The sequence below is a fragment of the Flavobacterium johnsoniae UW101 genome, from assembly GCF_000016645.1.
In the GTDB taxonomy this organism is placed as follows: domain Bacteria; phylum Bacteroidota; class Bacteroidia; order Flavobacteriales; family Flavobacteriaceae; genus Flavobacterium; species Flavobacterium johnsoniae.
The window spans coordinates 3,340,503-3,356,342 of record NC_009441.1 but is presented as its reverse complement, the minus strand read 5'-3'; the positions used below and the strand labels follow the sequence as shown (position 1 = coordinate 3,356,342).

Below are 15,840 nucleotides of genomic sequence, written 5' to 3'. Positions count from 1 at the left end.
AACAAATTAAAACCGCAAATCATGGCAAATCAATTTGAAGAAGTAATTGCAAAAGCTTATACAGCCTTTAATGAAAGAAAAATAGACAATGCATTATCTACGATGCAGCCAGATGTGCAATGGTCTAAAGCCTGGGAAGGCGGTTACATAAGCGGACACGATGAAATTAAAAAATACTGGACCAGACAATGGACTGAAATTAATCCAAAGGTTGACCCAGTTGGTTTTAATCAAAGAGAAAATGGCAGTCTTGAAGTAAAAGTACATCAAAACGTAAAGGATCTTCAAAACAATATACTATTTGACGGATTCGTAAAACATGTTTATACTTTTCAAAATGGTTTGATAAAAACGATGGATATTGAATTGGTTGAGAATAATTAGGTTATAAAAACTACATTCCAGGCCAATATAAAAAGTTGAATTTATGTCCGTCAGGATCAGTAAAACCAAAAGTGTAGCCTACTTCAAAATCTTCGGGTTCAGAGAAAATTACGCCTCCGGCTTTTTTTACTTTTTCCAGCCATAAATCGACTTCTTCCCTGCTGTCTGCAGATAACGAAAAGATAATTTCATTTTCAGTTTCTGTGTTGACAGGCTTGCCTTTTAAAGCCCATTCAAACCTTTTAGCGGTAAAAAAGTTAATTATAAAATTGCTGTCGGCAAATGCAAAACTTACTAATTCGCTTGTTTCTTTTCCGTTCTGTTTAAAGCCCAAAGCAGTATAAAACTGAATTGTTTTTTGTATATCGTTAGTGGCTAAATTTGCCCATATCATTCTGGTTTTCATAATATTTAGTTTTTTGTAAAATCGTTAATAGATTAAAATTAAGCATTTTATATGTAATTATCCTTTTGAATTTTAATTGATTAGAAATAGAGATATTTCTTATATTCGCTTTATACACAATTATCGTTTATGAAACTTTTCAGAAAATTCTCTTCACTGCTGACATTAATTTTAACCGGATGTATAGGCAACATGAATCCAACAGGCGGAAATTCTGCGCCCAATTACCCTTATTTTATTACAACAGAACCTGTGGTGGTTAAAAAAATAACAGTGCCTAAGGGAACAAAATTGGTGTATGAAGAACGTATGTTTTTAGAAGGAAAACAAGATAAAATGATGAGTGAGCAAAGGCTTATAGAAATTGAGTTTCCTGCCGGACAAACCATAAATTGGGGCGGTGTTCCTATAACATCAATCAATAAGTTTTTTAATTCTGAAATGCGCGGCTATACGGTTTATGCTAAATTTGATGAATTGAGTGAGGATAAAAAAACGAAATTTTCTGAATTATGGCAGAATTGCAGTAATGATTTGGGAATTACAATAAAAAATACCGACGACTGGTCTTTTAACAAACAAAATATTGCTGATGTAAATGACTGCAGTGTTCTTTATCAGCGCTATTTTAAAGATGATGAAAAACAGCAGACTTATTTAAATGAGCTTTACGCAGCACTTTTAAAAGTAGATTTGAAGTAATAAAAAAAAGAGACTTTTAAGGTCTCTTTTTTTTAATTTATTTTTTTTACAAAAACTTATTTATCTTTTGCTAGTTTTTCTAAAACCTTTATATGTTCATCTTTAGATTTTAAAAGTTCTGAATTTAATCTTTTAATTTCTTCTAAGGCTTCTATCCATTTTTCTATTGGATTTACATTAAATGTTGGATAATAATTATAGCCGTTAGATTGATCATTAAAAGTATTAGAAATAATATTCACGGCTTGCTCTTCATTAAAATTTTGAAAAGCTTCAACAGGAATTTTTAAAGAATTAGATATTAGTTTAAGTACATTATCTTCTATTATATCTTTCTGCTCCAGCATAGAAATTTTCTTCTGGCTCCAGTCTTCTCCCAGATCATAAGCCAATGCTTCTTGTTTTATGCCTAACATTTCTCTGAAACGTTTAACGTTTCTTCCCTGATGAATTTTCTGTTCCATAAATGAGTATTAGTTTCTCAAGTTTTAAAGATAAAATTATCCTGATTAAAATATCAATTTCAAAGATAAAAAAACATCCCCGTAAAATATCCCTTTTGCAACATATTCTAAATAGTTTATTATTTTGAAATATTGAATTCCTCTTTAAAATTATTTTATAAAAAAAAACTCCAAAATCATAAGACTTTGGAGTTTTGGAATTTTGTGGGCGATGAGGGGTTCGAACCCCCGACCCCCTCGGTGTAAACGAGGTGCTCTGAACCAGCTGAGCTAATCGCCCTATTTTACTAGGCTGCTATCGTTTGTGATTGCGAGTGCAAATATACAGCTAGATTTTGTATTTGCAAGTGTTTTTAGAAAAAAAAGATAAAATATTTTGTTCCATACTGTTTGTCAAACTTTTCCAATTCTAATACTCAAGTAAATATATAAAAAAACTCCTTAATTTCTTAAGGAGTTTTTTTGTGGGCGATGATAGCTTGTTCCGATTTTTCATCGGAAGGTTCGAACCCCCGACCACTTCCGATGAAAAATCGGAATGCTCTGAAACAGCTATAGAATTTATTTTTGCTTTCACTAAATAATATATAAACAATAAAATTCATAAAATGTATATAAAGCAAAAAACTCCAAAATCATATGACTTTGGAGTTTTGGAATTTTGTGGGCGATGAGGGGTTCGAACCCCCGACCCCCTCGGTGTAAACGAGGTGCTCTGAACCAGCTGAGCTAATCGCCCTATTTTATTAGGCTGCTATCGTTTGTGATTGCGAGTGCAAATCTACATCTAGATTTTGTATTTACAAGCATATTTTGAAAAAAAATGAAATATTTTTTCAAGTTTTTATTTAGAAATCTATTTTTCAGACTCTTAAAAAACAAATAAAATTTACTGATTTCTTATAATTTAGTTAAAAAGTTAAATTGAGACTCCTAATTCTTAATATTCCTTTGTAGTGATTCGACTTAGTTATACATTTGCATACCTAAAAATAGTAAATTCTAATGGCACGATTTAAAGAAAATGATTTACCAAAATCAAAAATAACGGCTACTTCACTTAATAAAGCAAAAACAATATTTACATACGCAGGAAACCATAAATGGAAATTTTTCATTGGGTTAATTTTTCTGCTTTTAACCGGCGCCACTGCCCTTGCCTTTCCTAAGTTAATGGGAATGCTGGTAGACTGCGTTAAAAACAAAGACAACGGCGAAGCAAATACAATAGCTTTGGGATTAATTGCTATTTTATTTTTACAGTCTTTTTTCTCATTTTTCAGATTATCATTATTCGTAAACTTTACCGAAAATACACTGGCAAACCTGCGTCTGGCTTTGTATACCAATTTGGTTAAACTGCCAATGACTTTCTTTTCTCAAAAAAGAGTTGGAGAATTAAACAGCCGTATCAGCGCCGATATTACACAGATTCAGGATACTTTAACCACTACAATTGCCGAATTTCTGCGTCAGTTTATATTGATTATTGGTGGTGTAATTTTATTAGCAACAGAAAGTTTAAAATTAACTTTATTAATGCTTTCTGTAGTTCCGTTAGTAGCCATTGCTGCTGTAGTTTTTGGAAGGTTTATTAGAAAATATTCTAAAAAAGTACAAGATCAGGTTGCCGAAAGCCAGGTAATTGTAGAAGAAACAATGCAGGGAATAAGCATTGTAAAAGCTTTTGCAAACGAATGGTACGAAATTGCACGTTATAAAGGTAAAATCAGCGATGTTGTAAAACTGGCTATTAAAGGAGGTCAATATCGTGGTTATTTCGCTTCATTTATCATTTTTTGTTTATTTGGAGCTATTGTAGCAGTAGTTTGGTTTGGCGTTCGTTTAAGTATTGCCGGCGAAATGAGCGTTGGCCAGTTAATTTCATTCGTATTGTATTCTACTTTTGTTGGAGCTTCTTTTGGCGGAATTGCAGAATTATATGCCCAAATCCAAAAAGCGATTGGTGCAACAGAAAGAGTTTTTGAATTATTAGACGAAAACCCAGAGAAAATCAACTCAAATTCAAACCAGAATAAAGAGAAAATCAAAGGAAATGTTACCTTTAATAACGTTGCTTTCAGCTACCCTACACGTCAGGAAATTCAAGTTTTAAAAGACGTTAATTTTAAAGCTGAATTTGGACAGAAGATTGCCATTGTAGGGCCAAGCGGCGCCGGGAAATCAACTATTTCTTCTCTATTATTGAGATTCTACGATATTACTTCGGGAGAAATTACAGTTGATGGTAAAAATATTTATGATTACGATCTTGAAGATCTTCGCGGTAATATGAGCATTGTTCCTCAGGATGTAATTCTTTTTGGAGGAACAATCAGAGAAAATATCGCTTACGGAAAACCAGATGCTACAGATGAAGAAATTATCCAGGCAGCGAAACAAGCCAATGCTTTTAATTTTGTTGACGGTTTCCCTGAAAAATTCGAAACTTTAGTTGGAGAACGCGGTGTTAAACTTTCAGGCGGACAGCGCCAGCGTATTGCAATTGCAAGAGCTTTGCTTAAAAACCCAAGTATTTTGATTTTAGACGAAGCGACTTCATCTTTAGACAGCGAAAGCGAAAAACTGGTTCAGGAAGCTTTAGAGGTCTTGATGGAAGGAAGAACAAGTATTATCATTGCTCACCGTCTTTCGACAATTAGAAACGCTGATAAAATTTTAGTTCTTGATAATGGAAAAATTTCAGAAGAAGGAACACATCAGGAATTAATAAATCTGGAAAACGGAATTTATAAAAACTTAAGTAATTTACAGTTTAGTAATTCTTAGATAAATTCCAAATTCAAATAATACAACAAACCCGACAGTTTTTTAAAACCTGTCGGGTTTAATACTCAAATAAATGAATAAAAAAAGCTCCAATATTTATTGGAGCTTTTTTTATATAATCTGTAAACTGAGACAGAAAACTGAAAACTAATTATTTCCCTTTTCTGCGTTTACGTTCTGCTTTAATCATTGATAATTCACGGCTTGTCTGCCCAGCTACCGAAGTATTTTCTTCAGCACGGCGAATCAAGTACGGCATAACATCTTTAACAGGTCCAAACGGAAGATATTTCGCTACGTTATAACCGTTTTCAGCTAGATTGTAGCTTATATTATCGCTCATACCGTATAATTGTCCAAACCAGATTCTGTTGTCATTTTTAGCAATGCCTTTTTGAGCCATACTTTCCATAAGTTTGTAAGAACTTAATTCGTTATGAGTTCCTGCAAAAATTGACATAGTTTCGATATGATCTAACATATAATTAACGGCAGCATCATAGTTTATGTCTGTAGCTTCTTTTGATACACAAATTGGCGAAACATAACCTTTTTCTTCTGCACGCTTGTTTTCTTTTTCCATATAAGCACCGCGAACTAATTTCATTCCAATAAAGAAACCTTCTTTTTTAGCGATTTCGTGCAGTCCTTTTAAATAATCCAAACGATCCCAACGGTACATTTGAAGTGTGTTGAAAATAATCGCTTTTTCTTTATTGTATTTGCGCATCATTTCGGTAACCAATTCATCAGCAGCATCCTGCATCCAGCTTTCTTCACCATCAATTAATAAAGCCACATCTTTTTTATGAGCTTCACTGCAAACCTGATCAAAACGAGCCACTACTCTATTCCATTCTTCTTGTTCAGCAGGACTTAAAGTTTGTTTCTCACCTAATTTCTCATACAATTCAAAACGTCCTAAACCTGTTGGTTTAAATACTGCAAAAGGAATTGCTAAACGTTCTTTTGCAAATTCAATAGTTTTTAAGGTCATTTCTAAAGCGGCATCAAACTGCTCTTCTTCTTCTTTACCTTCAACTGAATAATCCAGTACAGATGAAACGCCTTTTGTAAACATTTTATCAACTACAGTTAAACAGTCATTTTCGTTTACACCGCCGCAAAAATGATCAAAAACAGTAGCACGAATTAACCCTTCAACCGGAAGATGTGCTTTAATAGCAAAATTGGTAACAGCTGTTCCAATTCTTACTAATGGTTCACTGTCAATCATTTTAAAAAGAAAATAAGCCCTGTCAAGTTCTGTGTCACTTTTAAGTGAAAAAGCAACTTGAGTGTTATCGAATATTTTTTCCATTAAATTTAGTTTTTGTGCAAAGATATGGAGTGTTTTGAATATTCTTTACGAAATCGTGTGAAATTTTTACAAATTATCAATGTTAAAGAAATTTAGTATTAATACTTTTTATAAAGCTTATTGAAGATAATTACGCCTTTATAATAAAGTAGGAATTTACTTTATTTTATATATTTGCAAAAAATATAATATTGCTATGAGTACTGCAAAAATTGACCGCATAATTAATGAAACGAAGGAGAAGAAAAAAATCTCAAATTTTGTAACTCTTTCATTTATTGTATCATTACTTATAATCGATTTTCTTCCATATTTCAAAAGTCTGGAAATTATCAATCCGCAATTTCTCTACTTATCAGTTATTAATCTAATCTTTGGTATTTATTTTTACTTTAACACCAATGTACTTTCTAATACTGTTTTTTCATTATTAAAACGCAGTTATATTTTTAGATTATATCTGGCTTTTATTTTATTATGCGGGATTTCATTGTTTTCAGCAAAAAATTCCTCTTTAGTTTTTACAAAATTTACCGAAATAGCAATTGTATTTTGTCTTTTTATAAATCTCACTATTCTGCTCAAAGACAAATTTGACCTGCTGTATAAAATAGTACTGATAATTGGAATCAGCGCCTTTTTTCAATCGTTGCAGCAATTACAAAACTTTCTCATCATTCCTAAAAACACTTCAATTATGGATCTTCTTTGGAGCATGAAAGGAAATACGGGAAATATAAATATACTTGCCGCCAGTCTTACTATTAAAATCCCATTTCTATTATTGGGAATTACACATTTTAATAGTTACAAGAAAATATTCTTTACAGTCACCCTGTTTTCTGTGGTATCAGTTATTTTTTTAACAGGAGCAAGAACTCCATTAATTAATCTGTTTTTAATCTTTTTTATTTATATCGTTTATCTGCTAAAAGAAAATACTTTCAGTAAACCAGGTTTTATAAAAATTATATACTTGATTGTTCCTGTTTTATGTGCAGTTTTGTATACAAACTCAATTTTTGAAAAATCTAAAGACAACAATCGATATGTTGCATTAGAAAACAGAATTGAAAGAATTAACGCTGAGGATAATTCGTCAAAAGCAAGGCTTACATTTTGGGGAAATGCTTTTGAAATGATTAAAAAAAATCCAATACTTGGCATTGGATTAGGTAATTATCAAATAGAATCTATTCCGTATGAAAAAACTACTTCTTACGATTTAATTGTTTCCCTTCATGCACATAATGATTTTATTGAAATTTCTGCAGAAACAGGAATTATAAATGGCTTGATTTATTTATCCATTTTTATACTGATTTTCAGTATCAATTTAAAAAATGTTCTAAAATCAAATGATTCACATACAAGATTAACAGCGCTTTTGACCTTAATGCTGGTTATTGTTTATGGAGTTGATTCCCTTTTTAACTTTCCTATGTACAGACCAACAATGTCTATTTTCTTTAGTTTAATTCTGGCCTTTACTGTTCTAAATAATTTTAAAGACAAAAATTTACAGCAAACTTCAAATAAAACTATTAAGATTATAGCTGTGACTTTAATTGTGGTTTCTTTAATTACCAGTTATTCTGCGTTTTTAATATATAGAGCATCAAATCTGGAATATTTAATTGTAACAGATAATATAAACGTAAATACTAAAGGAGCTCTTAACGGTGACGAAGTGATGAGAAGAATGCCGGCATATCCTAATGTTTTTAATACTTCAGAGTCATTTTATGAATATGCGGGGATTTACTATATCCGTGAAAAGAATTACAGCATGGCCTTAAAATGTTTTTCGAGAGCCTCAAAAATCAACCCATATTTAGGCAGAATCGATTTTTACAAACACGTTATTTCTAATGAAAAAGGAAATATTGACAGCGCTTATATATATGTGAAAAAAGCATTTTACAGATACCCTGTAAATTACGGTATTTACTCCATATCAGCAGCCATGGCGGCAAAAATGAAAGACACTACAGAAATTTTAAAAGAACATGCACTATTTAGTAAATATAGAAACCATCCGGAAGAATTGAATCTAACCTTATCAAATCTAAAAACGGCAGGTTATAACTATAAATCACAATTGAATTTTATAAACAAAAGCTTAATCAAATCTCCTGCAGACAGTACATTATTAAAAAAGAAAAAAGATTTACTTGTAACGGATTATCTTGTAAAAGGTCAAAGTTTTGAATCTCAATCAAAATTAGATAAAGCACTGGAATACTATGAAAAAGCTTTAAAAACAGATCCTAATAGTCCATATCCATTACAAAATATAGGGTTTTATTATTATAAAGCCGGACAGGATAAAAAAGCAATAAGTTACTTATTGAATGCTTTAAAATATCCCGGACTATACGATGGAAAAACAGAATTTTTTATTGGAATATGTTACTTGAGAGAACAGGATAAAGCAAATGCCTGTAAATATTTTAATATTGCCAAGAACAAAAAATATTCTCAGGTAAATCAATCAATTTTGCAAAGTTGTAAATAATATCTGCTTCTTTTTTTAAACAGAAATGAATATTACTTAGAATCATTCGTTTTAAAACAAATAAGGCTTAAAGTTTGAATATTATTTAGCTTAAAATGCTTTATTTTTGCGCTTTCAATTAACCAAAGAAATTATGCAGTCTATACAAGCAAATAATTATCTCGTGCATTTTAACCAAAATGCTTACGAAGCTTTAAATAATCATTTAAGAGAAAATAAATACTCAAACATTTTTATTATTGTTGATACAGAAACAAATGAGTATTGTCTTCCTAAGCTTCTGCCTATTATTGAAACTGATTTAAATATCGAAATTATCGAATTTGAAGCAGGAGAAGCCAATAAAAATATTGAAACCTGCATTCAAATCTGGCATGTTTTAACAGAACTGGGTGCCGATAGAAAATCTCTTATTATTAATCTGGGCGGTGGAGTTGTTACAGATTTAGGAGGTTTTGTTGCTTCTACATTTAAAAGAGGAGTTGATTTTATAAATATTCCAACAACATTATTATCTATGGTTGATGCTTCTGTTGGAGGAAAAACCGGAGTCGATTTAGGAAACCTTAAAAATCAGATTGGTGTTATCAATGTACCTCAAATGGTTTTAATTGACACACAATACCTTGAAACTTTGCCACAAAGCGAAATGCGTTCTGGACTTGCAGAAATGCTTAAACATGGCTTGATTTACGATGCTGCATACTGGAGAGAATTTCTTGATATATCATCTATTGATTATAACGGATTAGATGAGTTAATTTATCGCTCTGTTGAAATTAAAAACGAAATCGTAATTCAGGATCCAACAGAAAAAAATATTCGTAAAGCATTAAATTTTGGTCATACATTAGGTCATGCCATTGAAAGTTACTTTTTAGAAAGCGAAGACAAAACAACTTTACTTCACGGTGAAGCAATTGCTGTGGGAATGATTCTTGAAAGTTACATTTCGCTCCATAAAAATTTAATTTCAAAAGGAGAATACATCGAAATTAAAACAGCAATTCAGTCTATTTACGATCAGGTAATTTTTGAAGAAAATGACATCGATCCTATTCTTGAATTACTGGTTCATGATAAAAAAAATGAATACGGCTTAATTCAATTTGCATTAATTGAAGGAATCGGAAAAATAAAAATTAACCAATCGGTTGAAAATAAATTAATTCTGGAAGCGTTTCAAGATTATAAATCTTAATTTTTTTTTAATCAAAACCGTTGCTTTTGGTATATTTTATTTTTTACATTTGCCTCGATGAAAACAAACAATAAACAAAGACAATTCAGCTCTTACAGAAACCGTCTCAACAGTTCTTTACTAAGGATGTTGAACCGTTTTTACAATAGCAAAAGCCCGTTTTGTTTTGATGTTTTCTTATGCTCAAAAGCAGAACACGAAAAACTGCAAATTGTATTTGCCAATATTAGAGTTTGAATTTAAGATTTAGCCGAGATTTTTACTAAATTTAAATAACAAATTAAAATATTGAAAACTAAATGAATACAAAATATTCTGATCTAATAAACCAAACATATTATTTCCCGCAAGAAGAGTTTAAACTAAACAAAGACAACTTATTGTTTCACAACATCGATTTGATGAAATTGGTAGAACAATATGGAACACCTTTAAAGTTTACTTACCTGCCGCAGATTTCTGAAAATATCAACAAGGCAAAGTCTTGGTTCAGAAAAGCAATGGAAAAGAATAAATACGAAGCAAAATATTACTATTGTTACTGTACAAAAAGTTCTCATTTTGAATACATTATGAATGAAGCTTTCAAGAATAATATTCATATTGAAACTTCATCAGCATTTGACGTTAATATTGTTGAGAATTTATTAGAAAATGGTAAAATCAACAAAAGTACTTATGTAATTTGTAACGGTTTTAAAAGAGACGAATACATTTCAAATATTGCAAGATTAATCAATAACGGACATAAAAATACTATTCCTATTATTGATAACTACGAAGAACTGGATTTACTACAGGGAGAAATTAAAGGTAAATTCAAAATTGGAATTCGTATTGCAGCTGAAGAAGAACCTAAATTTGAGTTTTATACATCAAGATTAGGAATTGGATATAAAAACATTGTTTCTTTTTATAAAAAACAAATTCAGGAAAATGATAAATTAGAGCTTAAAATGCTTCACTTTTTCATTAATACCGGAATCAACGATACTTCATATTACTGGAACGAGCTTGTAAAATGTATTAAAGTATACATTGCACTTAAAAAGGAATGCCCTACTCTTGATGGTTTGAACATTGGGGGCGGTTTTCCAATTAAAAACTCGCTTGCATTTGAATATGATTACCAATATATGATTGATGAAATTATCAATCAAATTAAAATTGCCTGTGAAGAAGCAGAAGTTGATGTGCCAAATATATTTACAGAATTTGGTTCATTTACTGTAGGAGAAAGCGGTGGTGCAATTTATCAGATTTTGTATCAAAAGCAGCAAAATGACAGAGAAAAATGGAATATGATCGATTCATCTTTCATCACTACTCTGCCTGATACCTGGGCAATTAATAAACGTTTTATCATGCTGGCTATAAACCGCTGGAATGATACTTACGAACGGGTTTTGTTAGGAGGTTTAACTTGTGATAGTGATGATTATTACAATTCAGAACAAAATATGAACGCAATTTATCTGCCTAAATACAATAAAGAAAAGCCATTATATATTGGTTTCTTTAATACAGGAGCGTATCAGGAAACTATTGGAGGATACGGAGGATTACACCACTGTTTGATTCCGCAGCCAAAACATATTTTAATTGATCGTGACGAAAACGGAATTCTTGCAACAGAGGTTTTCTCTGAGCAGCAGACTTCTGATGATGTTTTAAAGATTTTAGGCTACAAGAAAAAATTGTAAAAAAAATCTGCAAATTAAAAAGTTATTTTCTATAAAATTCTTAATTTGCATATACAGTAAAAAGGTTAAAAACTTTTAATTCAAAAAAAACAAAAAAAACAAAAACAAAATGAAAGGACCAATCAGTCAGTTTATTGAAAAACATTATTTACACTTTAACTCTGCTTCACTTGTGGATGCAGCCAAAGAATACGAACAACAACTGGCTAATGGCTCAAAAATGTTGGTAAGTATGGCTGGAGCTATGAGTACAGCCGAAATAGGTAAAATTTTCGCTGAAATAATTAGACAAGATAAAGTACAAATTATTTCATGTACTGGAGCCAATCTAGAAGAAGACATCATGAATTTAGTAGCTCATTCTCACTACGAAAGAGTTCCTAACTACCGTGATTTGACCCCAGAAGACGAATGGGCTTTACTGGAAAGAGGATTAAATCGTGTTACTGATACTTGTATTCCTGAGCATGAGGCTTTTAGACGTTTACAAAAACATATCTATAAAATCTGGAAAGATGCTGATGATAAGGGAGAACGTTATTTCCCGCATGAATTCATGTACAAAATGTTATTATCAGGAGTTCTTGAAGAATACTACGAAATTGATTTAAAAGACAGCTGGATGTATGCTGCAGCTGAAAAAAACTTACCAATTATTGTTCCTGGATGGGAAGACAGTACAATGGGTAACATCTTTGCTTCTTATGTAATTAAAGGTGACTTAAAAGCATCAACAATGAAATCAGGTATAGAATACATGACTTTCCTTGCTGACTGGTACTCTAAAAACAGTGCTAACGGAATTGGATTCTTCCAAATTGGAGGTGGTATTGCTGGAGATTTCCCAATTTGCGTTGTACCAATGTTATATCAGGATATGGAAATGCATGACGTTCCTTTCTGGAGCTATTTCTGCCAGATTTCAGATTCAACCACTAGTTATGGTTCATATTCTGGAGCAGTTCCAAATGAAAAAATCACATGGGGTAAATTAGACATTAAAACCCCTAAATTTATTATTGAGTCGGATGCTACAATCGTTGCACCATTAATTTTTGCATATTTATTAGATTTATAGGATATTTTTATGAAAAGAGTTATAGTAGACTACGCCAAACTGACAAATGAAATTTTAAACCTTTTGGTTGAAAAATTTCCTGATGGTTATGATGATTCGGATGTTATCCGTTTTAGAAACGCTAAAAACGAATTAGTAGAAGCTGTTGAAGTTCGTACTGAAGACACTATTTATTTAGTAAAAATCAGTACTAAACTGGCTGACAGAATCGAAAATTATGATGAAGATGACGATATCGATCTTGATGTTGACACAATCGAACCAGTAAAAGGTCTTGATCTTGATGATGAAGCTGATGACGATGACGATGATGACACTCAGGATAAACCAGATACTGACGGCGGCGATGATGATGATGACGATGATGACAGAGATCGTGATGATATCGCTGACGATGAAGATGATGAAGACGACGAAGATTAATTATTCGTTTTAAAAATAAACTAAGGAACTCATTTAGGGTTCCTTTTTTTATGAAATTAGATTGGTAAATAAAATTATTTAAATTATAAGAAAAATACTATATTTATATTTTGGATTTAGTTCCAGATATAAATATTCGCCGCATGAATTCAGAACTACTACACGCCAAACTAAAGGAAAATTTTGGATTTGAAAAATTCAGACCCAATCAGGAGACTATCATTACTACAGTATTGTCTGGTAATGATGCACTGGCAATTATGCCAACCGGAGGAGGAAAATCAATATGTTTTCAATTGCCAGCCCTTGTACTGCCAGGAATAACGATTGTAATTTCACCTCTGATCGCTTTAATGAAAGATCAGGTTGACAGTTTAAAATCAAATGGTATTTCAGCTTGTTACATCAACAGTAGCCAATCTTCAGAAGAACAGCAGTATTATATAGACAATTTAAAAACGAATACTTTTAAACTTGTTTACATTGCGCCTGAAAGTTTATCGTATTTAGACACCATTTTTAGCGAATTAACTATTAGTTTAATCGCAATCGACGAAGCACATTGTATTTCATCCTGGGGACACGATTTCAGGCCGGCTTATACCAATTTGGGTTATTTAAAAAACCGCTTCCCTTCTACTCCTGTTTTGGCTTTAACAGCAACTGCCGATAAAGCGACACGTGTTGATATTACAAAACAGCTCAATTTAAAAAATCCGAAAACTTTTGTAGCTTCTTTTGACCGAAAAAATTTAAGTCTTGAAGTACGCCCTGCATTAGACCGTGTAAAACAAATTATTGACTTTGTAGAAAATAAGCCAAATGAATCCGGAATAATCTATTGTTTAAGCCGAAAAACAACCGAAGAACTTGCTGAAAAATTAGCAAAAAACGGAATTGCAGCAAAAGCCTATCATGCAGGCTTAGACAATACAACCCGTGCCAAAACACAAGATGAATTTATAAACGACGATTGTCAGGTTGTATGTGCCACGATTGCATTTGGGATGGGAATTGATAAATCAAATGTACGATGGGTAATTCATTATAATCTTCCTAAAAACATAGAAGGGTATTATCAGGAAATTGGCCGTGCGGGTCGTGACGGCCTTCCGGCTGAAACGGTTTTGTTTGAAAGTTATGCAGATGTAATTCAACTTCAAAAATTTGCTTCGGATGGATTGAATGCAGATGTGCAGCTTGCCAAATTAGACCGAATGAAACAATATGCCGATGCTGTAAGCTGCAGACGAAAGATTCTGCTTTCTTATTTCGGTGAATTGGTGACAGAGAATTGCGGTAATTGTGATATTTGCAAAAATCCGCCAACTTTTTTCGATGGGACGATTCTCGCACAAAAAGCCCTTTCTGCAATTACAAGATTACAGGAGTCTGAGCCTTTGGCAGTAATTGTTGATTTTTTAAGAGGCTCGAGAAACGCGTATATCTACGAAAAAAATTATCAGGAGCTAAAAACGTACGGAATTGGCGCTGACATTTCGTGGTACGACTGGAATCAATATTTAATTCAGCTTATTAATTTAGGATATTGCGAAATTGCCTTTCATCAGCATAATAAAATTTTATTGACGCCTTTTGCTAAAAAAGTTTTATTTGAAGGCGAAAAAGTAAAGCTTACAACAGTTGTCAAGAAAGTAATTGATAAAAATGAAATAAAACAAGAGAAAGCAAAAGCTGTTAAAAATTCTCTTTTTGAAACCCTTAGAAAATTACGTTATGAAATTGCTAAAGAAGAAGAAGTTCCGGCATATGTAATTTTCAGCGATGCATCTTTGAGACAAATGGAAATCTTAAGACCAATGAGCGATGAAGAATTTCTGGCTGTTGAAGGTGTTGGAAAAGCAAAACTTGAAAAATACGGTGCAGAATTTATCAATGCAATTATTGAGTTTCAAAGAAATAAATCGGTTGTTAAAAAAGAAAAAAAAGACAGCACTTATAAAAAAACGCTAGAATTATTTCAAAGCGGTAGTTCTGTCGAAGAAATTGCAGAAAGAAGAAGCATCAGCCAGACAACTGTAGTTTCTCATATTGCAAAATTATATGTAGACGGATACGATTTAGATTTAAGTCAGTTTGTTTCTGATGAAGAAATTGCTGCAATAGAAAAAGCACAAATTGAATTAGAAAAGCCAAGTGCATTAAAGCCTTATTTCGATTATTTTGAAGAAAAAATGTCTTATGATAAAATTAGATTTGGTTTAGCAGTTGTTGAAAGAAAATATCAAACAATTCAATAAATGCCCTTTTGATCATAAAAAAAATCCTGTGAATATTCACAGGATTTTTTTATGTATAAGCTTTACAAATATCTTTCTTTAAAAACTTTTTGATGATGTTTTGCATGGCCAATGATTACAAAACCTAAAGCTCTTACTGAAATTGGGTTGCCGGAAGCTGTTCCAATTCGTTTAAGCTGCTTATCAGATAAACTTTTGTAAAACAATAAATTCGAATGTCTTACAGCAGAAAATTCAGTTAATAAATCCTGAATACTTCTTTTGTTAGAATCGGTGTTGTCAGCATATTCACTTTCCTCAAAACTTGGCAGAGGCGTTTTATCATTTCTTGAAAATCTTAAAGCGCGATATGCAAAAATACGTTCCGTATCGATAACATGCTGAATGATATCTTTAATCGTCCACTTGCCTTCTGCATAACGATAATCAAATTTATCCATTGGAATATCCTGAACAAATCTGATAAATTCATGAAGCGAAATTTCTAATTCTTCAATTAAAATTCCATCACCGGCTTCTTTGATATAAGTACCAAAATGACCAGAATATTCATTATCTAATAATTCTGCTGTTCTCATTTCTGTTTATT

13 protein-coding genes and 2 tRNA genes are annotated in these 15,840 nt (G+C 31.9%); 9 read left to right on the top strand and 6 right to left on the bottom strand.

The annotated features are described in order from the left end of the window. The first annotated feature begins 21 nt into the window (after nucleotides 1-21). Nucleotides 22-384 carry a nuclear transport factor 2 family protein gene (locus FJOH_RS14640; RefSeq protein ID WP_012024879.1) on the top strand — a complete coding sequence of 121 codons (363 nt, stop codon included), beginning with the start codon at nucleotides 22-24 and terminating at the stop codon, nucleotides 382-384. A gap of 10 nt (nucleotides 385-394) precedes the next feature. Here the strand turns inward: FJOH_RS14640 and FJOH_RS14635 are convergent, their stop codons facing one another. Then, the gene (locus FJOH_RS14635; RefSeq protein ID WP_012024878.1) at nucleotides 395-790 is read right to left on the bottom strand and encodes a VOC family protein; all 396 of its coding nucleotides are present in this window, start codon (nucleotides 788-790) and stop codon (nucleotides 395-397) included. A gap of 129 nt (nucleotides 791-919) precedes the next feature. Between FJOH_RS14635 and FJOH_RS14630 the strand changes: the two genes are divergently transcribed. After that, nucleotides 920-1,492 (top strand): hypothetical protein, encoded by a 573-nt coding sequence (locus FJOH_RS14630; protein WP_012024877.1) that lies wholly within the window; start codon nucleotides 920-922, stop codon nucleotides 1,490-1,492. A 56-nt stretch (nucleotides 1,493-1,548) separates the two neighbouring features. On the opposite strand, the gene FJOH_RS14625 is transcribed toward FJOH_RS14630, so the two are convergent. From FJOH_RS14625 to FJOH_RS14615, 3 genes are all read right to left on the bottom strand, one after another. Continuing rightward, nucleotides 1,549-1,956, bottom strand: a complete 408-nt coding sequence (locus tag FJOH_RS14625) for a helix-turn-helix domain-containing protein (protein WP_012024876.1) — start codon at nucleotides 1,954-1,956, stop codon at nucleotides 1,549-1,551. A 205-nt stretch (nucleotides 1,957-2,161) separates the two neighbouring features. Continuing rightward, nucleotides 2,162-2,236 (bottom strand) — tRNA-Val (locus FJOH_RS14620). 384 nt (nucleotides 2,237-2,620) lie between these two features. Then, nucleotides 2,621-2,695: transfer RNA gene (locus FJOH_RS14615), tRNA-Val, on the bottom strand. Nucleotides 2,696-2,961: 266 nt separating this feature from the next. Here FJOH_RS14615 and FJOH_RS14610 point away from each other — a divergent pair. Further along, nucleotides 2,962-4,746: an ABC transporter ATP-binding protein gene (locus FJOH_RS14610; RefSeq protein WP_012024875.1), complete on the top strand. Its 1,785-nt coding sequence runs from the start codon at nucleotides 2,962-2,964 to the stop codon at nucleotides 4,744-4,746. Nucleotides 4,747-4,897: 151 nt separating this feature from the next. On the opposite strand, the gene FJOH_RS14605 is transcribed toward FJOH_RS14610, so the two are convergent. Then, nucleotides 4,898-6,067 (bottom strand): proline dehydrogenase family protein, encoded by a 1,170-nt coding sequence (locus FJOH_RS14605; protein WP_012024874.1) that lies wholly within the window; start codon nucleotides 6,065-6,067, stop codon nucleotides 4,898-4,900. A 196-nt stretch (nucleotides 6,068-6,263) separates the two neighbouring features. Here FJOH_RS14605 and FJOH_RS14600 point away from each other — a divergent pair, with 196 nt between their 5' ends. The 6 genes from FJOH_RS14600 to recQ all read left to right on the top strand — a co-directional run bounded on the left by FJOH_RS14600 (nucleotide 6,264) and on the right by recQ (nucleotide 15,251). Beyond that, nucleotides 6,264-8,585: an O-antigen ligase family protein gene (locus FJOH_RS14600; protein WP_012024873.1), complete on the top strand. Its 2,322-nt coding sequence runs from the start codon at nucleotides 6,264-6,266 to the stop codon at nucleotides 8,583-8,585. Nucleotides 8,586-8,718: 133 nt separating this feature from the next. After that, nucleotides 8,719-9,786: a 3-dehydroquinate synthase gene (gene aroB / locus FJOH_RS14595; RefSeq protein ID WP_012024872.1), complete on the top strand. Its 1,068-nt coding sequence runs from the start codon at nucleotides 8,719-8,721 to the stop codon at nucleotides 9,784-9,786. Nucleotides 9,787-10,085: 299 nt separating this feature from the next. Beyond that, nucleotides 10,086-11,489 carry a type III PLP-dependent enzyme domain-containing protein gene (locus FJOH_RS14585; RefSeq protein ID WP_012024871.1) on the top strand — a complete coding sequence of 468 codons (1,404 nt, stop codon included), beginning with the start codon at nucleotides 10,086-10,088 and terminating at the stop codon, nucleotides 11,487-11,489. A gap of 109 nt (nucleotides 11,490-11,598) precedes the next feature. After that, nucleotides 11,599-12,567 carry a deoxyhypusine synthase family protein gene (locus FJOH_RS14580; protein ID WP_012024870.1) on the top strand — a complete coding sequence of 323 codons (969 nt, stop codon included), beginning with the start codon at nucleotides 11,599-11,601 and terminating at the stop codon, nucleotides 12,565-12,567. A 9-nt stretch (nucleotides 12,568-12,576) separates the two neighbouring features. Continuing rightward, complete coding sequence (locus tag FJOH_RS14575; RefSeq protein ID WP_012024869.1) at nucleotides 12,577-12,990, top strand: hypothetical protein; 414 nt, start codon at nucleotides 12,577-12,579, stop codon at nucleotides 12,988-12,990. A gap of 143 nt (nucleotides 12,991-13,133) precedes the next feature. Then, on the top strand, nucleotides 13,134-15,251 hold the full coding sequence (gene recQ, locus FJOH_RS14570) for a DNA helicase RecQ (RefSeq protein WP_012024868.1): 2,118 nt from the start codon (nucleotides 13,134-13,136) through the stop codon (nucleotides 15,249-15,251). Nucleotides 15,252-15,313: 62 nt separating this feature from the next. On the opposite strand, the gene FJOH_RS14565 is transcribed toward recQ, so the two are convergent. Continuing rightward, the gene (locus tag FJOH_RS14565) at nucleotides 15,314-15,829 is read right to left on the bottom strand and encodes a DinB family protein (RefSeq protein ID WP_012024867.1); all 516 of its coding nucleotides are present in this window, start codon (nucleotides 15,827-15,829) and stop codon (nucleotides 15,314-15,316) included. Nucleotides 15,830-15,840: the final 11 nt, after the last annotated feature.